27 protein-coding genes, 1 tRNA gene and 1 other RNA gene are annotated in these 25127 nt (G+C 36.7%); 9 read left to right on the top strand and 20 right to left on the bottom strand.

Annotated elements, in window-relative coordinates:
* The first annotated feature begins 104 nt into the window (after positions 1-104).
* The 9 genes from JST55_11900 to JST55_11860 all read left to right on the top strand — a co-directional run bounded on the left by JST55_11900 (position 105) and on the right by JST55_11860 (position 8560).
* Entirely contained in the window at positions 105-1751 is a 1647-nt protein-coding gene (locus tag JST55_11900; protein ID MBS1494209.1) for an endonuclease, read from the top strand.
* A gap of 101 nt (positions 1752-1852) precedes the next feature.
* Positions 1853-3046, top strand: coding sequence for a glycine C-acetyltransferase (gene kbl, locus JST55_11895; protein ID MBS1494208.1), 1194 nt, complete (start codon positions 1853-1855; stop codon positions 3044-3046).
* A gap of 28 nt (positions 3047-3074) precedes the next feature.
* Positions 3075-3497, top strand: a complete 423-nt coding sequence (locus tag JST55_11890) for a hypothetical protein (protein MBS1494207.1) — start codon at positions 3075-3077, stop codon at positions 3495-3497.
* Between the two features lie 23 nt (positions 3498-3520).
* Positions 3521-4855 carry an LptF/LptG family permease gene (locus JST55_11885; GenBank protein ID MBS1494206.1) on the top strand — a complete coding sequence of 445 codons (1335 nt, stop codon included), beginning with the start codon at positions 3521-3523 and terminating at the stop codon, positions 4853-4855.
* A 97-nt stretch (positions 4856-4952) separates the two neighbouring features.
* Positions 4953-5372: an HIT family protein gene (locus JST55_11880; GenBank protein ID MBS1494205.1), complete on the top strand. Its 420-nt coding sequence runs from the start codon at positions 4953-4955 to the stop codon at positions 5370-5372.
* A gap of 193 nt (positions 5373-5565) precedes the next feature.
* An RNA gene (gene ffs / locus JST55_11875) (signal recognition particle sRNA small type) lies at positions 5566-5664 on the top strand.
* Between the two features lie 41 nt (positions 5665-5705).
* Entirely contained in the window at positions 5706-6713 is a 1008-nt protein-coding gene (locus JST55_11870) for a Gfo/Idh/MocA family oxidoreductase (protein MBS1494204.1), read from the top strand.
* A gap of 37 nt (positions 6714-6750) precedes the next feature.
* Positions 6751-7464 carry a response regulator transcription factor gene (locus tag JST55_11865; protein ID MBS1494203.1) on the top strand — a complete coding sequence of 238 codons (714 nt, stop codon included), beginning with the start codon at positions 6751-6753 and terminating at the stop codon, positions 7462-7464.
* 13 nt (positions 7465-7477) lie between these two features.
* Positions 7478-8560: an ATP-binding protein gene (locus JST55_11860; protein MBS1494202.1), complete on the top strand. Its 1083-nt coding sequence runs from the start codon at positions 7478-7480 to the stop codon at positions 8558-8560.
* A gap of 12 nt (positions 8561-8572) precedes the next feature.
* Here JST55_11860 and gatA read toward each other — a convergent pair whose 3' ends face one another.
* The 20 genes from gatA to rpmE all read right to left on the bottom strand — a co-directional run bounded on the left by gatA (position 8573) and on the right by rpmE (position 25109).
* Positions 8573-10000: an Asp-tRNA(Asn)/Glu-tRNA(Gln) amidotransferase subunit GatA gene (gene gatA / locus JST55_11855; GenBank protein MBS1494201.1), complete on the bottom strand. Its 1428-nt coding sequence runs from the start codon at positions 9998-10000 to the stop codon at positions 8573-8575.
* A gap of 96 nt (positions 10001-10096) precedes the next feature.
* Positions 10097-10288 carry a twin-arginine translocase TatA/TatE family subunit gene (locus JST55_11850; protein ID MBS1494200.1) on the bottom strand — a complete coding sequence of 64 codons (192 nt, stop codon included), beginning with the start codon at positions 10286-10288 and terminating at the stop codon, positions 10097-10099.
* Between the two features lie 33 nt (positions 10289-10321).
* Positions 10322-10993, bottom strand: a complete 672-nt coding sequence (purQ, locus tag JST55_11845; protein ID MBS1494199.1) for a phosphoribosylformylglycinamidine synthase subunit PurQ — start codon at positions 10991-10993, stop codon at positions 10322-10324.
* An 8-nt stretch (positions 10994-11001) separates the two neighbouring features.
* On the bottom strand, positions 11002-11259 hold the full coding sequence (gene purS / locus JST55_11840) for a phosphoribosylformylglycinamidine synthase subunit PurS (GenBank protein ID MBS1494198.1): 258 nt from the start codon (positions 11257-11259) through the stop codon (positions 11002-11004).
* Positions 11260-11340: 81 nt separating this feature from the next.
* Complete coding sequence (locus JST55_11835) at positions 11341-12174, bottom strand: hypothetical protein (GenBank protein MBS1494197.1); 834 nt, start codon at positions 12172-12174, stop codon at positions 11341-11343.
* Between the two features lie 48 nt (positions 12175-12222).
* Complete coding sequence (locus JST55_11830; protein ID MBS1494196.1) at positions 12223-12825, bottom strand: sigma-70 family RNA polymerase sigma factor; 603 nt, start codon at positions 12823-12825, stop codon at positions 12223-12225.
* Between the two features lie 56 nt (positions 12826-12881).
* Positions 12882-13904, bottom strand: a complete 1023-nt coding sequence (locus tag JST55_11825) for a hypothetical protein (protein MBS1494195.1) — start codon at positions 13902-13904, stop codon at positions 12882-12884.
* A 397-nt stretch (positions 13905-14301) separates the two neighbouring features.
* Positions 14302-14772, bottom strand: a complete 471-nt coding sequence (locus tag JST55_11820; protein MBS1494194.1) for a peptidylprolyl isomerase — start codon at positions 14770-14772, stop codon at positions 14302-14304.
* A 154-nt stretch (positions 14773-14926) separates the two neighbouring features.
* Positions 14927-15604 carry a peptidylprolyl isomerase gene (locus JST55_11815; protein ID MBS1494193.1) on the bottom strand — a complete coding sequence of 226 codons (678 nt, stop codon included), beginning with the start codon at positions 15602-15604 and terminating at the stop codon, positions 14927-14929.
* A 32-nt stretch (positions 15605-15636) separates the two neighbouring features.
* Positions 15637-16185, bottom strand: coding sequence for a peptidylprolyl isomerase (locus JST55_11810; protein MBS1494192.1), 549 nt, complete (start codon positions 16183-16185; stop codon positions 15637-15639).
* A 160-nt stretch (positions 16186-16345) separates the two neighbouring features.
* Positions 16346-17377 (bottom strand): phenylalanine--tRNA ligase subunit alpha, encoded by a 1032-nt coding sequence (gene pheS / locus JST55_11805; protein MBS1494191.1) that lies wholly within the window; start codon positions 17375-17377, stop codon positions 16346-16348.
* 77 nt (positions 17378-17454) lie between these two features.
* Positions 17455-17802 carry a 50S ribosomal protein L20 gene (gene rplT / locus JST55_11800; GenBank protein MBS1494190.1) on the bottom strand — a complete coding sequence of 116 codons (348 nt, stop codon included), beginning with the start codon at positions 17800-17802 and terminating at the stop codon, positions 17455-17457.
* Between the two features lie 66 nt (positions 17803-17868).
* Entirely contained in the window at positions 17869-18063 is a 195-nt protein-coding gene (gene rpmI, locus JST55_11795; GenBank protein MBS1494189.1) for a 50S ribosomal protein L35, read from the bottom strand.
* A complete protein-coding gene (locus JST55_11790; GenBank protein ID MBS1494188.1) occupies positions 18056-18775 on the bottom strand; it encodes a translation initiation factor IF-3 in 720 nt (239 codons plus the stop codon). Before JST55_11790 ends, rpmI begins: the two co-directional genes overlap by 8 nt.
* 4 nt (positions 18776-18779) lie before the next feature.
* A complete protein-coding gene (gene thrS, locus JST55_11785) occupies positions 18780-20744 on the bottom strand; it encodes a threonine--tRNA ligase (protein ID MBS1494187.1) in 1965 nt (654 codons plus the stop codon).
* A 184-nt stretch (positions 20745-20928) separates the two neighbouring features.
* Positions 20929-21002: transfer RNA gene (locus JST55_11780), tRNA-Val, on the bottom strand.
* Positions 21003-21105: 103 nt separating this feature from the next.
* Positions 21106-22425 (bottom strand): T9SS type A sorting domain-containing protein, encoded by a 1320-nt coding sequence (locus JST55_11775; protein ID MBS1494186.1) that lies wholly within the window; start codon positions 22423-22425, stop codon positions 21106-21108.
* 68 nt (positions 22426-22493) lie between these two features.
* Positions 22494-23591, bottom strand: a complete 1098-nt coding sequence (locus tag JST55_11770; protein ID MBS1494185.1) for an MBL fold metallo-hydrolase — start codon at positions 23589-23591, stop codon at positions 22494-22496.
* Between the two features lie 11 nt (positions 23592-23602).
* The gene (locus JST55_11765; protein ID MBS1494184.1) at positions 23603-24796 is read right to left on the bottom strand and encodes a hypothetical protein; all 1194 of its coding nucleotides are present in this window, start codon (positions 24794-24796) and stop codon (positions 23603-23605) included.
* 76 nt (positions 24797-24872) lie between these two features.
* Positions 24873-25109, bottom strand: a complete 237-nt coding sequence (gene rpmE / locus JST55_11760) for a 50S ribosomal protein L31 (GenBank protein MBS1494183.1) — start codon at positions 25107-25109, stop codon at positions 24873-24875.
* Between the last annotated feature and the right edge of the window lie 18 nt (positions 25110-25127).

The raw sequence follows: 25127 nt of genomic DNA, 5'->3' as shown, positions 1-25127 counted from the left end.
AATCCCCCACAAACCACCTAAAAAATTGACGTTAGTCCCCTTGTTTTCAATTACATATTTGGATAAATTAAGTTAAATTTAAGGTTCGAAAACTAAAAAACTAAATGAAACTAAAACTAACGGCTCTCGCCCTTATTTTATTATTTTCGGAAATGGCATTCTCGCAGCAATCCTTTGTTCAGACAATCAATCTTGATACATCGATAACAAAGACTTACGACAGCGCGTCATTTTATGTAAAGAATCCGACTAATAAAGTAATGACAGTAACAAACGGAAGAACACTGAACTCAATGTTCTTTTTAAGAAGTACTTCATTCACCGTAAACCCGAATGACAGCGTTCAGAAATGGGTAATTTTCAGAACAAATCAAAACATCACCTATAGAGATTTCATTATATACGATGTTAATGTTCTAAAAAATTCTTTAGTATATTACACTGTGGCAACGGGAAAATATGCAGATGTATTGTATGCATTTACACAAGGTCTTATTGATGAAGAATTAAAAACAGCTTTAAAAAATTTCACCACAACAGGTTATATTACTCTCGGCTACAATGTAGCAAGAGACAGAATGTATGAATCAATCGACGACTACGATAATAACGACACTCTGGAATGTGTTTACACAGGAAGACGAGCATACGTTCCGAACAGAGCAGGTGCAGGAAATGTAAACTTCAATTGTGAACATACGTGGCCGCAAAGTTTTTTCAACAGCAATGACCCTATGGTCAGCGATGTGAATCACTTATTCCCTACAGATGACGCTGCAAACAATGCAAGAAGCAATTATCCGTTCGGATTTGTATTAACAAATATCACATTCAATGTCGGCGGTTCAAAACTCGGTAAAGATTTTGAAGGCGCAACAGTATTTGAAGCAAGAGATAAACATAAAGGAAACGTTGCAAGAGCATTATTTTACTTCGCTGTAAAATACGGCAACCAGGGCGGTTTCACAGGCGGAAAACAGGAAGATGTTTTAAGACAATGGAATTTAATTGATACAGTAGATGCCCATGAAAGAACAAGAAACGACAGAATTAAACAATACCTCAATGTAAGAAACCCTTTCATTGACCATCCTGAATTTATAGACAGAATTAAAAGCACATATACAACTATATTAAATATCCCAAGACCAAAGACATCTGCAGCGCCTTCAAATGCTACCTATGATACTCTGGCTAAAAATGACACAGCAAGCTACTACATTGCAATTTTTAATTCAGGTACAGGCAATGCAAGCATCAGCAATGTTTCATCATCTAACGGAGTTTTCACAGTTGAAAGCTTCCCTTCAACTATTGCACAGAACACATTTGCTTATGCAAGAGTGAAGTTCAAACCAAATGCAAACAATCAGACATTCAACGGTTTAATTACTATCACTTCAAGTGATACAGTTAAAACTGTTAACGTTACAGGATACAGCAACAGTCAGACAGCAGGAATTGCAACACTTTCAACACAGGTTCCTGACAGATTTGCTTTATCACAAAACTATCCAAATCCGTTTAACCCGACTACAAAAATAAATTTTGCAGTCCCATACAGAAGCTTTGTAACATTAAAAGTTTATGACTTAAACGGAAGAGAAGTTTCAGCACTGGTAAATAATATTTTACAGGCAGGAACATATCAATACGAATTCGATGCAGCGGCATTACCAAGCGGAACATATTTTTACAAGTTAGAAACATCTGATTTCACCTCTACAAAGAAATTAATTTTAATAAAATAGTTTTTGCGTTACGAAGCTGGAGCTTCGTAACGAGAACGATACTCGTTCCCAAGCTCAGGCTTGGGAACGTTATTATTTTATAATCTTTAATCCAACCTGAAATGTTTTCACAATACAAGGACATACTTCAAAAAGAGCTTCAATCAATTGAAGAGGCAGGGCTATATAAAAAAGAAAGAATTATCGAAACTCCGCAGGGCGCGGAAATCAAAGCGAACGGCAAAGAAGTTATAAACTTCTGCGCAAATAATTATCTGGGACTTTCATCACATCCTAAAGTAATCGAAGCAGCAAAAAAAACTCTCGACGAATGGGGTTACGGAATGTCATCAGTAAGATTCATCTGCGGAACGCAGACAATACATAAAACACTTGAAGAGAAAATTGCAAAATTTCTCGGAACAGAGGATACAATTTTATATGCAGCATGCTTCGATGCAAACGGCGGTGTATTTGAACCCTTAATAAATGAAACCGATGCGATAATTTCAGATGAGTTAAATCATGCCAGCATTATCGATGGTGTTCGTCTCTGTAAGGCAATGCGCTACAGATATAAACACAACGATATGGCAGAGCTCGAAGAGCATCTGAAAGATGCCAGAGCAAAAGGCGCTAAGCAGATAATCATCTGTACTGACGGCGCATTTTCTATGGACGGAACAATTGCAGATTTAAAATCAATTTGCGACTTAGCAGATAAGTACGAAGCAATGGTTATGGTTGATGAGTGTCACTGCTCGGGTTTCCTCGGAAAAACAGGCAGAGGTTCAATTGAGCATTGCGATGTAATGGGAAGAGTTGATATAATTACAGGAACGCTCGGTAAAGCATTAGGCGGCGCAATGGGAGGATTTACATCAGGAAGAAAAGAAATTATAGATTTATTAAGACAAAGAAGCAGACCTTATTTATTTTCAAACTCTCTTGCTCCTTCAATAGTCGGGGGTTCGATAGCAGTTATGGATTTACTTACAGAGACAACTGAACTGAGAGACAGACTTGAAGAGAACACAAAATATTTCAGAGAGAAAATGACTGCTGCCGGATTTGATATAAAGCCCGGCGTTCATCCGATAGTACCAATCATGCTTTACGATGCAAAACTTGCACAGGATATGGCAGCCAAATTAATGGACGAAGGAATTTATGTAATAGGATTCTTCTTCCCTGTTGTTGCAAAAGGAAAAGCAAGAATAAGAGTACAGCTTTCTGCTGCACATACCAGAGAGCATCTTGATAAATGTATAAATGCATTTACAAAAGTCGGTAAAGAGCTAGGAGTACTGAAATAATTTTCTTTAATAAATAAATACAACCCCAATGAAACAAAAAACAATAAGACTGTTCTTTGCAGTTTTTGTACTGTCGGTTATTTCTTTATCTAATCTGTATGCTCAGGATAAATTAATCGGTACCTGGGAAAGAACGGGTGATGACTTAGCAGGTGCGCAGGTAAAGGTTTTCAAGACCGGCAGCACATTTAAAGGAAAAATTGTTTTTTCAACACAGGCAATGAAGGAAGCATGTTTTGATGTTGGTGAAATTAAATGGATGAATATTATCAAGGCAGGTAAAGGATATTATGAGATGGATGACTTATCAAAAAGCAGCAGCTGTGATTCTTGGTACGCATACAAATATATTGAGTTTACGGACGATTCCCATATTACAATTACATCAATGACTACTGACCCGACAACTTCGGGGAATTTTCAGACATGGACAAAAATCAGCGATGATTAATTTTTTGAAATGAAAAACAATGAATGATTCTATATAGATACATATTAAAAGCTCACGTAGGTCCGTTTATATTTTCATTCTTCACGATATTTTTTCTTTTCTTATTCCAATTCTTAATTAAGGCCCTTGACCAGTTAGTCGGCAAGGGTCTTAGTTTATGGATAATCTTCCAGCTAATTACATTCAACCTTGCATGGATTGTTACTCTTGCCGCTCCAATGGCAGTGCTTGTAGCAACTCTCATGGCATTCGGTTCCTTATCTTCAGATAACGAAATTACAATTATGAAGGCAAGCGGTTTGAGTCTTCCCAAGCTTATGGCGCCGGTTTTAATTGCCTCTGTAATTTTATCGTATGCTATGGTAAGATTTAATAACGATATCTTGCCTGAGGCAAATCATAAGGCAAGGGTTCTTCTCACTGATATCTCTAAAACAAAGCCGACATTTATTCTTGAAGCGGGGAAATTCTCCGATGACATAGGTGGATTTAAAATTCTTGTCAAGAAAACATTCGAGAACAACAATAATCTCGAGGATATCTATATTTCGGATTATTCCAATCCCGCAACGAGAAACGTTATCACTGCGGAGAAGGGCGACATTAGCTTTACAAGTGATTTCAAACACATAGTAATGAATCTCTCCAACGGAGAAATTCATCAGCTGAATAATTTAGATTATACCAACAAGTACAGAGTAATAAAATTCGATAAGCACAGGATTATTATGGATGCCAACGGATTTGGATTTCAGCAGTCAGGCGATAACGCTTTTTCGCGCGGAGACAGGGAGCTATCCTCTTATGCGATGAATCAGATTGTTGATAGTTTAAAAAAGTCATCAAATACAATCGGCGAGCAGTTGTTCAGAAGAATTTATCCGGACATAATAAAAATTTCCAATTATAAATTAAAAGATACAGTTTATAAAGCTCCTGTAGGAGTTAAGTTAAATCCCAATGATACGACGGGTAAAAATCCGGCTTATGATACTTTGAAAACATTGTACTCCAGGATTATGGTTTACAGGAATGATTATAAGAACCAGTCCACTATAAGAAAAGAACTTGAAAAGCAGGTTGACCAGTATGATGTGGAGATTTACAAAAAGTATTCGATTCCTTTTTCATGTATAGTTTTTGCTTTGATAGGCGCACCGCTTGGATACAGAGTAAGGCGCGGCGGATTCGGAATTGCAGCTGGATTATCTCTCTTATTCTTTTTATTATACTGGGCATCACTGATAGGCGGAGAGAAGTTTGCGGATAGAGCGCTGCTTAGTCCCCTGCTTGGTATGTGGTTTGCAAATATTGTATTGGGAGTATTTGGATTAATCTTGATGAAGAAATCATCGTAAAAATTTACAGAAAATCTCGTTCCAATGCTCTAGCGTTGGAACGAAAGAATGGTTACGACGCTGGAGCATCGTAACCAGAAGACTAGAATTATACATAATGGAAGACTGCACATTTTGTAAAATAATAAATAAAGAGTTTCAATCTTCAATTGTTTATGAAGATGATATAGCAATTGCCTTCATGGATATTCAGCCGGTGAATGAAGGGCATACACTTGTTGTGCCTAAGAAACATTATGAAACATTGGAAGATTGTGATGAGGAAACTGCAAAGCACTTGATGGCAGTCACTAAAAAATTAAACAACGCTGTTTCAAAAGCAGTAAAGTGTGAGGGTGTGTTGAATCTTATTGCAAACGGAGAAGCTGCAGGACAGGAAATATTTCATCTGCATATACATATAGTCCCAAGATTTAAAAATGACGGCTTCGGCTTGCAATTTTCCGATGAATATTTTGTTCCAAAAGAAAGAAATGCACTTGATGAAACTGCAGAAAAAATAATAGGAGAATTATGAAAGTGATCATTCCCAAACTTTATTTGGGAATGCATATTCCGCGAAACTCCGTTTCGCAGTGAAGCAGAGCTTCGCTACAACGTTCCTTCCCAAACAGGAGTTGGAAAGGAGAACAAAATGAAAATTTAGAAATAAAAAGGTATTTTTTAGTTTATTTAATTTTCAGTCAGTTAAAGTTATATTGAGTTAAATTTGTCAAGCCCCGAACAATGTGACATTACCCAACCCCGCCAGGTCAGGAATGAAGCAACGGTAAGTAATAATCATATGTGATTCGGGTGTCTTGACTTTTTACTCCTTCAACAAAAACTTCAAATTCTAACCAACTTTTCTATGAGCAAAACCCAACTCGCAATTGTAGGACTAGGCGGAATAGCACAGGTAAACCATATTCCTATTCTATCAAAAATGAATGATGTGGAAATCACCGCTGTATGCGATCTTGAGCTTTCAAAAGCAAAAACTATTGCCTCCAAATACGGAATAAAAAAATGGTACAAAGATTTTGATAAAATGCTTGATGAGAATCCTGAGATTGCTGCAGTAATCATCACTGCTCAGACCGATGCGCACAGAGAGCTTGCGTTAAAATCATTTGCTGCGGGTAAAGACGTACTTGTAGAAAAACCCATTGCAAGAAATTATGCAGAGGCAGAAGATATAGTTGAAGCTGCGAAGAAACACAAAAAGAAATTGATGATCGGTATGAATAACAGATTCCGCAACGATGTAATGCTTATGAAAACATTTGTGAAGGGAAAAGAAATTGGTGAGCCATTTTATGTTAAAACAGGATGGATAAAAACACAAAGCTCTGACCAGAAATGGTTTCTTGAAAAAGAAAAATCAGGTGGCGGTGTGTTACTCGATAACGGAATTGTAATGCTTGACCTTGGAATGTGGATGCTTGGTTTTCCTGAACCGTTAAGTGTATCAGCAGTAAATTATAATCACAATACAAAGAACGTAGAAGATTCAAATATAAGTTTAATAAAGTTCAAGAACGGTTCAACACTTTCAATAGAAACAAGCTGGAGCCTGCAAAGAGAAGGTGAATTATTTTATTGCAACGTATTCGGAAAGACCGGAAGCTCGGCAATAAATCCGCTGCGTATCTATAAAAGAATGGGAGATAAATTATTCAACATCACCCCGAATAAATTACAGATGCCTGCGAACCAATTCAAGAAGAGTTATGAGTTCGAACTGCAGCATTTTGTGAAAGTAATCAACAACGAAGCTGAAATTATCTGCAACGGAGATGAAGCGCTTTCAAGAATGAAGATTGTGGACGCTATTTACAAGTCTGCTAAGCTCGGAAAGGAAGTAATTTTTAAATAAAAACTTTACGGTTTCTTTACATTAATAGTGTATATTGATGAAAAACAATAAGGTGAAAAAGAAAATACTTGTAGTTGATGACGAAAAAGATATCGTCGATATACTGAAATACAATCTTGAAAAGGAACATGAGTTCGAAGTTTTAGCTGCGTACAACGGTAAAGAAGCGCTGGAGTTAGTTGAAAGCCACCCTGATTTAATTCTGCTTGACATAATGATGCCGGAGCTTAACGGCTTTGAAGTCTGTAAGCAGCTTAAACAAAATCCCGCCACAGCAAAAATCCCTGTAATATTTTTAACCGCAAAAGAAAACGAGATAGATGAAATTCTAGGCCTTGAGCTCGGTGCAGATGATTATATTCATAAGCCGCTCTCACCAAGAAAAGTAATTGCCCGAGTAAAATCCGTTATCCGCAGAAGCAATGTTGAAGCAGAAAGAAATACAAAGCTTGATGAAATAATTAAGTTCAAAAATCTTGAAGTCGACAGCGTTACTCACTCAGTGAAAATAAACAAAAAAGAAATTTTCTTCCCTAAAAAAGAATTTCAGCTCTTACATTTTCTAATTGCTAACCGCGGCAGAGTTTTCTCCCGTGAGATTTTATTGAACCAGATTTGGGGAGAAAACATTTACGTAGTAGATAGAACCGTTGACGTACATGTTGCGAAGGTGAGAGAGAAACTCGGCGAGTACAATGATTACATAGAAACCATCAAAGGTTTAGGATATAGATTTAAAGAAGCGAAGTAATTATATTTTACGTATGAAGAACAGGTTAAAGCTATTCACGAAATTCACACTCCTTTATTCATTACTATTCCTTGTCTTTATTATTTTTTTATCAAAGGTAATTGATGTTTCTAATGAGACACTGATTGCTTCTGCTGTTATTATGCTCGTTTGCTACGGAGCAACGTTTGCGTTCATAAAATTTGAGTTATTCAAACCGCTTCAGGACCTTTCAAAAATTACAACTAAGCTCAGCTCAAAAAAAGATAACAGCGAAGAACTGGATAATGAAATTTCTGCAGTGAATGAAATTCTTGCAGAGCTTATTCATTACAGAGATGAAAAGTCAAAATCACTTTATATTTATAATATAAATAATCTTCTCATTGATGTTGCAGAAAGATTATCAAGTGATTTACAGACTGCAAAAACTTTCAAGGTAAACAGAAACGAATTTCTCGGCAACGTAACTCATGAACTCCGTACACCAATTTTTGCAATACAACTTTCATTAGAGACACTTCTTGATGGGGCAATGAATGATAAAGCAGTTGCTGAAGATTTTCTTCAGAGAGCGATAAAGCAGACATACAGATTGAAAGACTTAGTCGATGACCTGATAAGCATTTCAAAGCTTGAAGCAGGTATGAAAATGAGTAAAAGATACTTCAGAGTGAACGACATGATTAAAAAGACTATCGATGACTTGCAGGGAATTGCAAGCAAAAAACATATTACTATTGAGTTCAATCCGGGAAGCTCAAACGGAGTGAATGTTTTCGGAGATGAAGAGAGATTAAAACAGGTAATGATAAACCTGATTGATAACGCTGTGAAATATACAAATGCAGAGGGAGTGATAAAGGTAACGACTGAAATGAAACCTAAAGAAGTAACTATTGCAGTGGAAGATAACGGAATCGGAATTCCTAAAGCTGACCTGCCAAGACTCTTTGAAAGATTTTACAGAGTGGATAAAACGCGCTCACGTGATGTTGGCGGCAGCGGATTGGGACTCTCAATTGTGAAACACATTCTTGAAGTGCATAAGAGCCAGATAAAAGTAGAGAGTGAAGAGAACAAGGGAACGCGCTTTGAATTTAATCTTACAAGATAGACTACTTAGATTTTATTCTGATAATAAATTTGCCATTCTCAACAATCCTGCCTCATCGAATTTTTTACCCATGACCTGAATGCCGAACGGAAGCCCTTCTTTATCTTTTCCAACCGGAACAGACAAGGCGCAGTTGCCTGCAAGGTTAGCAGACACAGTGTAAATATCGTTCAGATACATTGCAAGCGGGTCATCTATTTTATCTCCGATTTTAAATGCAGCGGTCGGAGTAGTAGGTGAAATTATAAAATCAACTTTTTCAAATGCCTTTTCAAAATCTTTCTTGATAAGATTTCTTACTTTCTGACCTTTTCGGTAATACGCATCATAATATCCCGATGAAAGCACGTAAGTGCCAAGCATAATTCTTCTTTTCACTTCGTCTCCGAATCCTTCTGAGCGTGTGTTCACGTACATATCTTCCAATACTTCAGATTTTTTAGAGCGGACTCCGTATCTTACTCCGTCATATCTTGATAAGTTGCTCGATGCCTCTGCGCAAGTTAATATATAATAAGTCTGAATTCCGTATTTAGAGTAAGGCAATTCAATTTCAGTGACCTCAAATCCTTTATTTTTTAAATGCTCAAGCTTGGCTAAGATTGTTTGTTTAATTTCTTCATTAAGTCCTTCGCCGAAATATTCTTTGGCAAATCCTATTTTTATTTTCTTCGGATCTAATTTTCCTTTTATCTCTTCAGTGTAATCAGGTACTTCAACATCGGCAGAAGTTGAGTCTTGTTCATCTCTTCCGGCAATTACTTTAAGTACTCTTGCAATGTTTTCATTTTCCTTTGCAAAAAGACCGATAGAATCGAATGATGATGCAAATGCAACAAGACCGAATCGTGAAATTCTTCCGTAGCTTGCCTTCAGCCCTGTGATTCCGCAGAATGATGCCGGCTGCCTTATTGAGCCGCCTGTTTCCGAACCGAGTGATACCATACACATATCTGCAGCTACAGATACTGCGCTTGCTCCCGATGAACCGCCTGGAACTCTTGTTTCATCTATCGGATTTTTTGTTACTCCGTAATATGAATTTTCATTGGAGGAACCCATTGCAAATTCATCACAGTTAACTTTACCTATTAAAATTGCATCGGCATCCTTCAATCTTTTTATAACTGTTGCATCATATATCGCATTAAAGTTGCTGAGTATTTTTGAGCCGCAAGTCAGCAAAGCATCTTTAACAGAAATTACATCTTTGACTGATATCACCATCCCTGCAAGCTCGCCTGCAGTTCCGTTCTTGATTTTCTCATCTACAATCTTTGCCTGTTCCAGCGCTTCATTTTCAAATAAAGAAATAAAAACATTTAAGCTTTCTTTAGCTTTTATATTTGAAAGATAATGCTCAACAACATATGTGCATGTTATACTTCCTGAATCTAAATTTTTTCTGAGTTCTGAATATGTTGATGGGATTGCAGTCATATTGATATAATTTATAAATAAAGCAAAAGGGATTTAAACATATAAATCCCTTTGAGGTAAATATTAATTAAAGAATCGAATTTTTACTTTTAAATATTACGCAGCAGGTTTCTTATCGTTATCGCGGTCGTGATTCGTTATATCTTTTTCGATATCGCTTGAAGCCTTTTTAAATTCTCTGATTCCTTTTCCGAGTCCCTGCATTAAATCCGGGATTTTCTTAGCTCCGAACAGCACTAAGATAACCAGCGCGATTAATATTATTTCGGGTGTTCCTAATCCAAACATGTTAATTGATTTATTTTATTTGTATAAACTCTTTTATAATATACTTTCTACAACGCTTTCAAACAACCTCTTTCCGTCATCGTTACCAAGCACCTTCTCAGAGGCTCTTTCCGGATGAGGCATCATTCCTAAAACGTTTCTGTGTTTATTCTGTATTCCGGCTATATTGAATAAAGAACCGTTTGGGTTCTCATTATAGCTGAATAAAATCTGGTTATTGCTTATCAGTTCACTCAGTGTGTTTTCATCGCAGTAATAATTTCCCTCGCCGTGGGCAATGGGAATATTAATATTTTCTTTTATATCGTATTTGCCTGTAAAAATACTCTTATTATTTTCTACTTTCAATGAAACAGTTTTGCATATAAACTTGAGATTTTCATTCCTTAAAAGCGCTCCGGGAAGCAAGCCTGACTCACACAAGACCTGAAATCCGTTGCAAATTCCTATAACTATTCCGCCATTGTTCGCAAATCTTATCACATCCGTCATTATTGAGGAAAATCTTGAAATCGCTCCGCATCTTAAATAGTCACCGTATGAAAATCCGCCGGGCAGAATAATTACATTCCTGTCATCAATACTTCCCTCTTTATGCCATAGGAATTTTGTATCTGCATTAAGTACGTGCTTGCATACGTTGTATGCATCATGATCGCAGTTTGAACCGGGAAAAACTACTACGCCAATCTTTGCCTTACTCATTCTATACCCTACGCCTTTAATTCAACCGTTTCAAATTCATAATCTTCCATTACAGGATTTGCCAAAAGTTTCTTGCAGGCATCTTCCGTAATTTGTTTTGCTTTCTCGGAAGAGTCAGCCTCAACAAGAAGCTCGATGAACTTCCCGATTCTTGTATCTAAAATAGAATCATACCCGATGGATTTAAGCGAGTGTTCAATTGCCTTACCCTGCGGGTCTAAAATACTTTTGCGTAAAGTAATTTTAATTTTTGAGCTGAATTTCATTAGTTAGATGATGGGGAGAGTAATAAGTTTAATACAAAATTAGCTATTAAAAATATTAATAGAAATTGGAAAAGTGCGGGATTATTTTACTTTATCTCTTATAGATTCTAGACCGGATTTATTTATCTCAATAACGCCGTTTAAGTCTTTTTTCTTCGGTTTTATGTTTGCTTTTGCGGTTTTTGTGTCAGTATTTCCTCTGCCGCCTTCATTGACGGTTTTTTCCTTTTCGGTTGAAGTCACAGGTGCCTCAGTCTTCATCGTTTCTTTTTTCGGTTCTATTGATGAAGATTCTGCATCCTTAATTTTGTCCGTTTTTTTCTCAGGAATAACAACAGGCGCAGGTTTTTCTTCCATTGTCCTTCCGCTTTGCTCCTGGTCAATATTTACATTTTTCTTAATATCCTGTACACTTTGCTGCAGACTTCTTTCGTCAGTGACTTTTGGCTGAGCAATTTTATTACCGTATGTATCAGGTGTTTCTCTTGGCTTTTCTTCAGTCTTTGCTAAAACTTTTTCTTTTATATCGGTGAGTTCCTTTTGGGTAAGTTCTTTTCCGGTTACAACAGGAGAATTCGTTTCGCCGGGTTGTTCCTTTGTTATAATCGTTTCAGTATTTTTACTGCTCGTCATATTGTTTACAACGGCATCTTTTTTATCTCCTAAAATGAAGTATACTAAAAATGCAGCTACAACAAGTGATGAAATTCCCAATGCAGGAACAAGTCGTGCTCCGAATAAATTTTTGAAATAGGATGAGGCTGTGCCTTTATCAACAACGTCTCTTGTTCGTTCTTCAGAATCTAAAATATCGATTTGAATCTGAAGTCTTTTCAGAAAATTTTCGTCGGCTTGTAATTTAGGAAGTCGTAAAAGTTTTTCTCGTATGTCTAAATGTTCGTTTTCGTGTTCCACAAAATTGTAAAATTAATTTATAATTAATTCTCCCTTAAATTTATAAAATTAGGAATTGGGTTTATATATATCCTGTAATAATTCTTTAAGCTTTTCGCGTCCTCTGTTAATCCTGGATTTCACTGTGCCTAACGGCAGCTTCATAATTTCAGCTATCTCTTCGTAGTCCATATCCTGTATGTCGCGCAGGATTATTACTTCTTTGAACTTATCATCAAGCGAGTTAATTGCCTGCTGAATAAATTCGTTCTCAATTCCTGCCTGAGCCGTTTCCTCGGGAGATAAAACATCGGCCTTTAAATCAAAATCTTTTTCGCCATCGGGGTCAAAATCGCTTATAGAAATTGAACTGTAATTCTTCTTTTTTCTTAAGTTCGTCTTTGCAATGTTAATTGCAATCGTATAGAACCATGTAGAAAACTTTGCTATCTCTTTGTATAAATGTTTCGATTTATATAGCTTCAAAAATGTATCTTGCGCAAGGTCCTCAGCCTCTTCACGGCTGCCTGTGTATCTGAATAAAAAGTTAATCAGCTTATCCTTATACCGGAGTACAATTTCATTGAACGCCTCAACCTTTTCTTTCTGAAACTCGGCTATCAGCTGTTCGTCGGTATAACCCTTATAAACGGAATTCGATTTTAAAAGCATCTAAGCTTAATTTATATACTAATTAAATTGTAAAATGTTCCGCCGATAGTCTTTTATTAAGTATGAGTTAAACTAAAAATTAAGTTAGTTATTACGTTTTTTTTATCGGGATTAGATGTCTTTAACAGCTTATCAACCTCAAAAATTCTCTGTAAATGCTCTTTTACTGCCGGCAAATTCGTAGAATCCTTATACTCTTTCAGCGTACTAATCAATTTATCTGAACCAAACCACAACTTCAATATTCTTTTTAAATCCTTACTGTAGGCGGCTACAGAGGGGTCAAAAAGCTTTGTGATGCCGATAAACGCATTGCTTATAAGATACATCAGGTAAATCTCAACATCTCTCTGCAGTGAGAGCTTATCGTATATTGTAAGCGCCTTCTCAAAATTTTTGGTAAGCACCGCTAAAAGAAAATCGTTCTCGTCAAAGTCGCGGGAAATCCCCGAGCTAAGATTTATTATTTCCTTCGTAATAACTTTTTCTTTGAAAGCAAAAATCTTCAGCTTCTCAGTCTCATTATATAATTCATCAACTGAGCTTCCTGAGAGTGAAATAAAATAATTTATATTCTCATCGGTGATTTCATATCCTTCGAATAATTCCTTAATCCAGTTGAACAGCTCTGCATCTGAAAAATCTTTTACGTTAATAACTTTCAGATTACCGTGAGAAATATCTCCCACGTTATCTGCTATATCTGCAAAATCATTTGCCAGTAAAATTATAAGTGTATCCGGATTATAATTATTAAGATACCTTAAAAATAATTCCCTGTCATCTTTTAAAAGTTTTTTAAAATTCCTGTATACTAGTACTTTTTTTGAGGAGAAGAAACTCACATTCATGCTTTCGCCCATCATCTCTTCAAAATTCTTATCGTCGGCATAATAATACTTCAGTGTCTCTTCCGTGATTTTTTCTTCCTCTAAAAATTTCTGCGCAATGCTGTTAAGCAATATAGAAGTCACGACTTTATATTTTGAAGCAAGAACTAAATTAGGGGGAATTTTTCCTTTGCTGATATCCAGGGTAAATTCTTTGTAGGAAAGATTTGTGGCTGAAGCACCTTTCATATGTTTACAATTTAATAAAAACTAATGAAAGGATAAGTAGATTTATTTGTAGGTAGTATGTAAGGTATTGGGTAGTGGGTATTGGGTAGTGGGTATTGGGTATTGAGATAAGTTTTAAAAATTCTCCCCTTGAGGGGAGTCCCGACGAAGTCGGGGAGGGGTGTTTGAACGAACACCCTCCGTCTCGCCTTTGGCGAGCCACCTCCCTCAAGGGAGGAATTTATTGAAAAATAAAAAGCCCTTCCGGGCAATTCCCTAAAGGGCTTATAAAATTCTATCTGATTGTTCCCCCTCCTTTTCAAGCGGAACTTCCGCCTTGGCGGAGAGGGGGTAGGGGGGTGGTTAACTACAAAAATTTTAAATATACGTTACGAAGCTGGAGCTTCGTAACTAGAACTTAGATAGCATACACCTTTGTCATCACCACATCTTCAACAGGCTTATCGTAGTGGTCAACTTTTGTCTTACCGATTTTCTCAACCACGTCCATACCTTCAATCACTTCACCGAAGATTGCATGCTTGCCGTCAAGCCATGGAGTAGGAACAAGTGTAATAAAAAATTGTGAGTCGCCTGAGTTAGGTCCTGCATTTGCCATTGAAAGAATGCCTGGCTTATTGTGAATCAATCCGTCGCCGAATTCATCTTTAATTTTTTTGCCTGAACCGCCGCGACCCGTTCCGGTCGGGTCTCCGCCCTGAATCATGAACTGGTCAATCACTCTGTGAAAAATGATTCCGTCGTAAAATCCTTTTTCAGCGAGCGAAAGAAAATTGCCTGCAGTGAGCGGCGCTTCTTTCATGAATAATTTAATTTTGATGTTGCCCATATTGGTTTCCATCATAATGTTTTTGTCCTGTTGTTCCATGTGAGAGATATTTTTTCTTTTAAATATTTTTAAGAACATTGTTAATTACAAAATTTGACCTGGTCCCGCTTGAGCGGGATCAGGTCGGATGAAAATAGACATAAAAAAATCCCGGAAGAAATCAATCTTCCGGGATTATCTTAAAATTTTTTTATCACTTATCTACCATTGTTACTTTAGTCATCTTCACATCTGTAACAGGTTTATCTGCTCCTGCTGTTTTTACTTTTCCTATTTTCTTTACAACGTCCATTCCGTCAATAACTTCACCGAACACTGCATGCTTGCCGTCTAAGTGCGGCTGAGGAGCAAGTGTGATGAAGAATTGTGAGCTTCCTGTATTAGGACCTCTGTTTGCCATGGACAATATGCCTGCTTTATTGTTCGTTAAGCCGGGACCGAATTCATCCTTAATTGTCGTTGGTGAGCCGCCGGTACCTGTTCCTGTCGGGTCTCCCCCTTGAATCATGAAACCGTCAATTACTCTGTGAAAAATAATTCCGTTGTAGAATCCTTTATTTACAAGCCCGATAAAGTTTGCTGTTGTTATCGGAGCTTCTTTTGTAAATAACTTTATTTTAATGGTTCCCATGGTTGTTTCCATCTTTACAATATTTTTTTCTTTACCATCAGTTTTCTTTTCATCGCCGTTTGCATCACTTTTAGTTGTTGCTGTGTCTTTCTTTACTGTATCAACCTTTGTAGGTACAGGAGTAGTAGTTGTCGGAGGAGTTGTAGTAGTTGTTGTTGTAGATTCCTCTTTTTTTCCGCATCCTGCTGCAATAAATGCAAAAAGAACGAATGCAGTTAATAATAAATTAATTTTTTTCATTTTTGTTTATAGTGTTTTTATAAATAAAACTATTATTCTAAAATTGTTGCTTTAATAATTTTTACATCTTCAACCGGTCTGTCATTTAAACCTGTTTTAACTTTGCCGATTGCAGATACAACATCCATTCCTTCGATAACTTCACCGAAAATAGAATATCCCCCATCTAACCTTCCCTGAGGAGTTAGAGTAATAAAAAACTGTGAGCTTGTTGTTCCAGGACCTGCATTTGCCATAGAAACAATGCCCGGCTTGCCGTGCGATAACCCTGTTTTGAATTCATCAGGAATTATTTTTCCTGAGCCGCCCATTCCTGTTCCGGTAGGGTCTCCACCCTGAATCATAAACCCGTCTATTACCCTGTGAAAAATTATTCCGTCGTAAAAGCCTTTATTAATAAGGTCAATGAAATTTTGTGATGTCAAAGGAGCTTCTTGGGTAAATAATTTTATTTTTATTGTACCTAAAGATGTCTCAAGCTGCGCAATTTTTGTTTCACTATCCTGCGCATTTGCGTTATTAAAAATTAAAGCAAAGCAAAAAATAAAAACTGCTGTTATTAATATTAATAAATGTTTCAATGTGTTTGTTTTAAATTATAATACTTATTTAAACTGTCTTCCACTCCTTTACAAGGAGAGCCTGTCCCGCTAAAGGCGGGAGGGATTAAGGGGGTGGTTCAATAATTAAAATTTAGAATACGTTACGAAGCTGGAGCTTCGTAACGAGTTCGACACTTCATTAAAATTGTTTTAAAAAGCGGACATCATTTTCATAGAACATTCTTATATCCGGAATTCCATACTTCACCATTATCGTTCTCTCTATTCCCATACCGAATGCAAAACCTGTGTATTCACCTTCTTCATATCCTACGTTTTCAAATACCTTAGGATTTACCATACCGCAGCCTGCAATTTCTACCCAGCCCGTATGCTTGCAAATTCTGCATCCTTCCCCTTTGCAGATGAAGCACTCTACATCAACTTCAGCAGAGGGCTCAGTGAACGGGAAGAACGAAGGTCTCATTCTTGTTTTTAAATCGTCTCCGAAAAATTGTTTTGCGAAGTAATCCAGCGTTCCTTTCAAATCACCGAACGTAACATCTTTATCAACATACAATCCTTCAATCTGATGAAATTGCGATAAGCTTCTTGCGCTTATTGCTTCATTTCTAAACACCTTACCGGGCAAAATAATTCTTATCGGAGGCTTGTGCCCCAGCATTGCGCGTATCTGACCCGGAGATGTATGAGTTCTTAATAAAATTTTACCGTATTCATTCGAAGGTTTGCCTTTTTCATCTAAATAAAAAGTATCCTGCATATCTCTTGAAGGATGATAGTCAGGAGTATTGAGTGCATCGAAGTTATGAAACTCAGTTTCTATTTCAGGACCGTCGTAAATTTTAAATCCTATCTTTACAAATATCGAGGAAATTTCTTCAAGCGCTTTTGAAATAAGATGGCGTGTTCCTACATTGTAGGTTCTGCCTTCTAAGGTTATATCAATGTCGGATTTTTCTTCAGCAGAGCCAAAGGAATTTTTCTTTTCTTCGAAAAGATTATTAACAAGATTTTTTAATTCGTTGAGATGCTTTCCGTAAGCGCCTTTTTCTTCTTTAGGAACGTCTTTGAGATTTTCAAACAGGGAGGCAACTATTCCTTTTCTGCTTAAATATTTTATTCTGAATTCTTCCAGCGAGTTTAAATCGTTTACCGATTTTATTTCATCCGTTACTTCAGCTGATATATTTTTTAAGTTGTCAAGCATGGTCAAAAAGGATTATATATAATAAAGGCGAGTTTTCGCTCGCCTTTTGTAAAAATAACCGTAATGTAAAAGAAAAATTACGCTAAAGCGAATCTTACTATTTCATTGAATGCAGGAAGATTATTGTAAGCTAAATCAGAAAGAACTTTTCTGTTTATATCAATATTCTTTTTGTTTAACGCATCGATTAACTTTGAGTAAGAAGTGTTGTTCAATCTTGCAGCAGCGTTAATTCTTGTTATCCATAAGCTTCTGTAAACTCTCTTCTTTGTTTTTCTGTCTTTGTATGCGTGAGTTAAACCCTTTTCTACGGAGTTTTTTGCAACTGTATAGACTTTACTTCTCGCTCCGAAATATCCTTTAGCTTTCTCGAGGATTCTTTTTCTTCTTCTGTGCGATGCGACTTTGTTTTTTGAACGTGGCATTTGTTTATTTTAATTTTTAAAATTATTATACGTTCCCCGGCATTTAAGCGGGCTTATAATTGTAAATTATGCTTGGATTAATCTAAGCATTTTTTTCGTTTCCGGTGCGGAAACCAAGGTAGCTGTACCAAGATGTCTCTTTCTTTTGCTGGACTTCTTTGTTAAAATATGTCTTTTGTAAGACTTACTTCTTTTCAGTTTCCCTGTAGCTGTTACTTTGAATCTCTTAGCAGCAGCTCTGTTGGATTTCATTTTAGGCATTTTCTATATTCCCTTCAGAATTATTATCTGATGTTTGTTTTTCTTCTTGTTGACTTGCGTCGTTTTTTACTTCTTCATTTACTACCGGCTTCGGAGCGGTCTGTCCTGATTCCATCGCATTCTCTTTAGCTATTAACTTTGCTTCTCTCTGTCTGAACTTGTTAATCGCAGCGATCTTTGCTTTATCCGGCATGAAGTAAGCAATCAATTGCTTTCCTTCCATTTTCGGCGGAGCTTCAAGCTTACCGACTTCACTCAGCTTGTTCACAATATCGTCCATCAGTTTTCGTCCGAACTCAGGGTGCGTAATCATTCTGCCTTTGAACATAACGTAAGCTTTTACTTTATGCCCTTCCATCAAAAAATTGTAAAGATGTTTCGTCTTAAATTCAATATCATGCGTATCGGTATTCGGGTTAAAACGCACTTCCTTAACCGTCATTACTACCTGATTTTTCTTGGCTTCCTTCTCCTTCTTCTGTCTTTCATAATTGAATTTACCGTAATCGGAAATTCTGCAAACAGGAGGGTTTGAATTTGGCGAAATTTCGATTAAATCGAGCCCTTTTTCCTGCGCTAATTTCTTTGCTTCGAAATTAGACAGTACACCTAAGGCATCGCCGTTTTCGTCAATCACTCTCAGTTGAGGAGCGTTTATGTAGTTATTGGTTCTTTCGCGGAAGCGTTTATTATCTTTAATACTGTATTGGATTTAATTAATAAAAAATATCTTTTTTGGAAACCTTTAATTTAATAATTTCTATAAATTTATTCAATTCCATTTTTCCGGTATCGCCCTTTTTATGCTCGCGAATCGAAATTAATCCCTCATTTACCTCTTTATCGCCCAAAACAAGCATATATGGGATTTTTTTATTTTCAGCTTCTCGTATCTTATAGCCCACTTTTTCGTTTCTTTCGTCTAAACTGACACGAATATTCTGAGATTTCAATTCATCATGCACTTTCTGAGCATATTCTTTGTGGTTATCTGTAAGCGGAATTACCATCACCTGCACCGGAGCTAACCAGAGCGGGAAGTATCCCGCAAAGTTTTCAATCAGCAATGCAACGAATCTTTCCATAGAGCCAAACGGCGCTCTGTGAATAACCACAGGTCTGTGTTTCTGTCCGTCTGCGCCTGTATATAGCATATCGAAGTTAACAGGCTGAACGTAGTCAACCTGTACAGTTCCAAGCTGCCATTTTCTGTTAAGCGAGTCTTTTAAAATAAAATCAATCTTCGGACCGTAGAAGCTGGCTTCACCGATTGCAATCGTATAGTCAAGTCCCATTCTGTCTGCAGCATCTTTTACATCCTGCTCGGCTTTATCCCATAGTTCATCTGTTCCGCCGTACTTTGATTTATTTTCTTTATCTCTGAATGAAAGTCTTATGTTCAGATTATCAAATCCTACTGTCCTTGCAACAAACTGAGTAAGCTCAATCACGTTACAGACTTCATCAAGCAACTGGTCCTGTCTGCAGAAAATATGTGAGTCATCCTGTGTAAATCCTCTTACTCTTAATAATCCTGCTAATTCACCAGATTGTTCATAACGATAAACAGTACCGAACTCAGCAAGTCTCACCGGCAAATCTTTATAACTTCTCGGCTTATGATTATAAACCTGGAAGTGATGCGGGCAGTTCATCGGCTTCAATAAATACTGCTCTTTTTTTCCTGTCTCATCTTCAAACTCCAGCGGAGGAAACTGTGACTCTTTATAGTAGGGATAGTGTCCCGATGTTTTATATAATTCAATTTTTCCGATATGCGGAGTATAAACGGGCTCGTAACCTCTTTTGAACTGTTCGCTCTTTAAGAAATTTTCCAGTTCCATTCTTACAATAGAACCCTTCGGCAGCCATATAGGAAGACCGCTTCCCACTGCCTGAGAAATCATAAATAATTCTAATTCCTGCCCGAGTTTTCTGTGGTCTCTTTTCTTTGCCTCTTCAAGATTATTTAAATGCTCATCTAAATCTTTCTGCTTAGGAAAAGATATTCCGTAAATTCTCTGAAGCATCTGACGCTTTTCATCGCCTCTCCAGTAAGAACCTGAAACGGAAAGCAGTTTAACTGCCTTCACTTTTGCAGTTGAAGGAAGATGAGGACCGCGGCATAAGTCAGTAAAGTTACCTTGTTCATAGAGCGAAACGTTATCTTCATCCTTAGCAATTGTTTCAAGAATTTCTACTTTGTACGGGTCGTTTCTTTTTGATTTAAAGTATTCAATCGCTTCAAGTCTCGGCATTTCAATACGGCTCGGCTTCAGGTCGCGTTTTGCAATCTCAAGCATCTTAGCTTCTATCTTTTTTAAATCATCTTCAGTGAATTTTTTATCCGAGTCAACGTCGTAATAAAATCCGCCTTCTATAGGAGGACCTACGCCGAATCTTGCTCCGGGAAATAATTCCTCAATAGCCTGCGCCATTATGTGCGAAGTTGTATGCCAGTAAACTTTTTTGCCTTCATCTGAATCGAACTTGAACAATTTTATTTCAGCATCTTCGTTTATCGGAGCGTTAACATCTTTATCAACTCCGTTTACTTTTGCAACAAGTATTTCTTCAGCAAGTCTTTTGCTAATGGAGTTTGCAATATCGAATGCAGAAACCCCTTTATCGAATTCCTTAACGCTTCCGTCAGGGAAAGTTATTTTAATTTTGTTATCCATATAGTTAAATGAATGACCCGCCTCTTGCGAATCAATCTTCAAATTTTAATTTTTAAATTTTGTTTAAAAGAGTGAGCTGGGTATAGCGTGAGGCGTTCGCGTGAAGCGTGAGAATTGAAAAATGGCTATATTTATCTTTATAATGTGAATCATGATTTATTGAATCTGTAAAAAAGAAATTCAGTGGGCGGTAATGGATTCGAACCAATGACCTCTACGATGTCAACGTAGCGCTCTAACCAACTGAGCTAACCGCCCAAAATGTACTGCAAAACATATTGCAAAAGACATTGAATACTTAAAATACTCAATATTCAAAATTTATTCAATTGACTACAATTGCCCTATTCTGCAAAATAGATTACTTCAGCAGAACAAGTTTCTTTGTTTCGGAAAAGTTTTCACCCGTTGCTTTGAGCAAGTATGAACCGGTTGGTAGATTATTAAGGTCAATGTTAAGTTCTGTTGTTCCTATATGAATATCATGATAATCAGTTGACTTCATAAGTTTTCCTGATAAATCATAAAGATTTATTGTAAGAAAATTTATAGCCGAGCGTGTATCTACTTTTAATTTAGTAGATGGATTAAAAGGATTCGGATAAACAGATAAATTAAAATTGTTAACTACTGATTCATTGTTGGAAACAGATGTTACAACCTGTCCTCCTGTGGTAGTTTTATACAATCTGCCGCCTGTATTTAAAAAACCTGTAACATGTATTACAGTATCTGCCGGAAACATAAAACAGTGTGATGAGGAGTCATAAGTGAATCCTACATTAAGTTGATCTGCAAAAGCACTTCCGCCGTCTGTTGAAAATTTAATTTTCCCTTCAGTATTTAATCCCCACACGTATTTATTATTTAAAGTAGATATATCCATGAATGCGTGAATACTAAGTGTCGAGTTCCAATTAACACCATAATTTGTTGTTTTAGTGGGTAAACCGGTAGCATAAGTAACTATGCATGTTGCGTTTAAAAATTCAAAATGGTTTTTATTTCGAATTTGACTGCCGGGAGAACCTGTCTGAACCCAGTTTATTCCTGAATTTGTAGAATATTTTACTATGGCTCCTGGACCTTTATAAAATGTGGTTAAACGGTAAATGGAATTTGCCGAATCAATTGTATTGACCGTAAAATAATCCACAAAAGTATTTCCCAGATTACCTGCTACACTATCCCATGTGGCTCCGCCATTTGTTGTTTTAAAAAGTCCGTTGCCGCCGTTTTTTGTTTTCCATCCTGTATTATCGTTAGAAAATTTTATACAGTTTGTATAGTTCGAATTTGTAACATATTCAGTCTCAGTCCAGCTAGCTCCGCCATTTGTTGTCTGATAAGTAAAGTAGTAATGTCCGGGAACTTCATAATTTATCCTGTCCCCGAGTATCCATCCGGTATTAGCATTTTTAAAATAGGCATATTGCAAAATTACATTGGTGGATGTAAGAGCAAAAGTATTTCCGCCATCCGTTGTCATATAAATTCTTCCGTCTCTAAAATACGGCGCATAGTTTTGTTTATAGTATAGAAACCCCAGATCTTTTGAAACAAAAAATATTGTGTTAAAAGTATATGAAGTGTTGGTTGGAGTTGAAATTTGCTGCCAGCCTGATTGGGCGAACAAATTTGTTGTACAGAAAACGGCAAGAAAAAGAAAAAGTTTTTCCATAAACATTTTTCTTTAAGTTATTATTTTTTTAAGTATGATACAAGCGAAATGTTTCCAGAATTTCAATTCTACACCTTCTCCCACCACTTACTCTTAGGCAATTTCTCATTCATCACTACAACTTCACCAATCATCGGAGTAGTTATCTCAACTTCATTATTCTTATTCGCAGCTAATAACCTATGCATCGGCTCATCCCATGGATGCAACGCCAATGCAAATTTTCCCCAGTGAACCGGGAATAAAACTTTTGTATTTATATCAACTGCTGCATGATGAGATTGTTCGGGAGTCATATGTATATACGGCCAGCCTTCACCATACTGCGCGCACTCGAGCAGTGCAATATCAAATGGTCCGTACTTTGAAATAATTTCTTTAAAGTGTTTTCCGTATCCTGAATCACCACCTACATAAATTTTAAAGCCGAAGAACTCCAGTACAAATGAATTCCACAGTGACTGATTTCTTTTAAACTGTCTTCCCGAAAAATGTCTTCCCGTTAAGGCAGTCAGTTTAATATTTTCAGAGACGTTCTCAGAGTAGTTCCAGTCCATCTCGTTAATCTTACCCTGCTCAACTCCCCATCTTAATAAATGCGGACTAACTCCAAGTGAAGTATAAATCTTTTTTACCTTTGGATGCAGCTCAGTTATTGTCTTGTAATCGAGATGGTCATAATGGTCGTGTGTTAAAATCAGAATATCAATCTCAGGCATGTGTTCAGCCTGATATTCATTAGTACCTTTGAATGCTTTTCCTCCTATAGGAACAGGTGAAACTCTTCCACTGAAAACAGGGTCAACTAAAATATTTATTCCTTTGAATGAAATTAGATATGAGGAATGTCCAAACCAAACAATTGCCGGCGCATCGTAATCAAGATTTTTCAAATCAGTTTTTACAAACGGCAGCGGTCCGGGCGGCCGTGTATTCTTCGGCTTATTTAAAAATTTCCATAGTGCACTCAGCATAGTCATTTGGTGCCCCGATGTTTTATCACCCATCATGGGAGTTACTTCAAGATTTCTGAACGCTCCGTTTTTGTAATTCGGAGATGAAGAATACTTTCCTTCTTCAGGCAAAGCTCCAAACACTTTCGACTTCAAAAATAAAAGAACACTTATTACTAAAATTATTATTACAACTAATACAACTATCCAGATCAAATTTTATTTTAATATTTTGCTTTAATTAATTTTTCAAATTCCTTAGTCATTTTTATTCCGCGTCTGTTCATAACAATCTCACACGTCTTTAATGCATCAGGAATTTTATACTTCGCAGGCTTTTTACCTATGATATACCATGAGAACGAATCAATGAACTTATCCGGAAATCCTCCGCCTGCTATATTTACAAATGCGCCGATGACCGTGCCTGTATTCAGCATTGTGTTAATGCCGATTTTCGTATGGTCGCCGATTATACTTCCTAAGAACTGCAGATCAGTTTCATATTCTTTTTTGAAGAGCTTCGCCCTTACTTTTGAATAATTATTTTTCAGATTGCTTGTAACTGTATCCGCACCAAGATTAACAAACTCAGAGAAATAAGAGTTGCCGACAAATCCGTCATGCTGCTTATTCACTCTTGCATGGAAAATACATCCTGATATTTCGCCCGAAACTCTCGAGCCTTCGCCGATAGATACGGGTCCGTAAATTTTGCTGCCCGATTTCACCAGCGCATTTTTACCTATGAAACAAGGTCCTTTAATATAAGAGAATGGTTCAATCACCGCATGCTCGGATACGTAAATCTTTCCTGCTGAATCATCCAGTATCACAATAGGAGCAACTTTTGCTTTCGGATGAGTCAATGTGTTTGAATCTTTGCAGAGGAAGTGCAATTCTTTTTTCAACTCCCCCTCTAAATATCTCATCGTATCCCATGAGTATTCCATAACTTTTACATCTTTCTCTTTGTACTCAGTCATTTTTACCTTCGGCTTTTTGAAATCAAGCAATGTAAGCGGCGCGCCTTTAGTAATTTTTACAGAAATTTTCTTTACATTAGGTCCTGATACTGTTGCATACAAAACAGTTTTATTCTTATCGATTAAAACTACATCGGTCTTTGCCTTCGGAAGATTCTCAAAAAAACTTTTTGAATAAATTACTTTTGAATTAAGAAATACATACGACTTCTTCACGTCAACCTTATTAATAGCCGCCTCAGGATATTTCATAGTAACATATTCCTGCAATGTTTTGCGGACGTGAAGTGTTACCTGCGAACCCTCGGGAACACGTCTTAAATGCTTCGCCAGAAGATTCGATACTCCGCATTTTATTTCAAAGTTAGGACGGAGAATATTTAACGGAAAAAGATTTTTGTAATTCCCGTCTTCAAATAGTATTATATTCATATTTTTTATATAAAATAAAAAAGCCAACGTTGAAGTCAACATTGGCTTTTAAAATTATCTGATATTTATATAGAATTTACTTTTCAGGAGTAACTTCTATTTTCTTTTTGCCGTATTTTTTATTGAACTTTTCAACTCTACCTGCTGTATCTATAATTTTTTGCGTACCCGTGAAGTATGGATGACATAATGAGCATATTTCAACCTTGATTTCAGGAACAGTTGAACGTGTTGTAAAAATGACTCCTCTATTCTCTCCGCAGTTGCAGATAACGTCGGTTTTATAATATTTCGGATGAAATGCTTTTTTCATATTCTCTTTATTTTTAAT

It is taken from the genome of Bacteroidota bacterium (genome assembly GCA_018266835.1).
Classification (GTDB): Bacteria; Bacteroidota; Ignavibacteria; order Tepidaquicellales; family Tepidaquicellaceae; genus JAFDZO01.
This window is presented reverse-complemented; position numbering and strand designations above follow the sequence as displayed.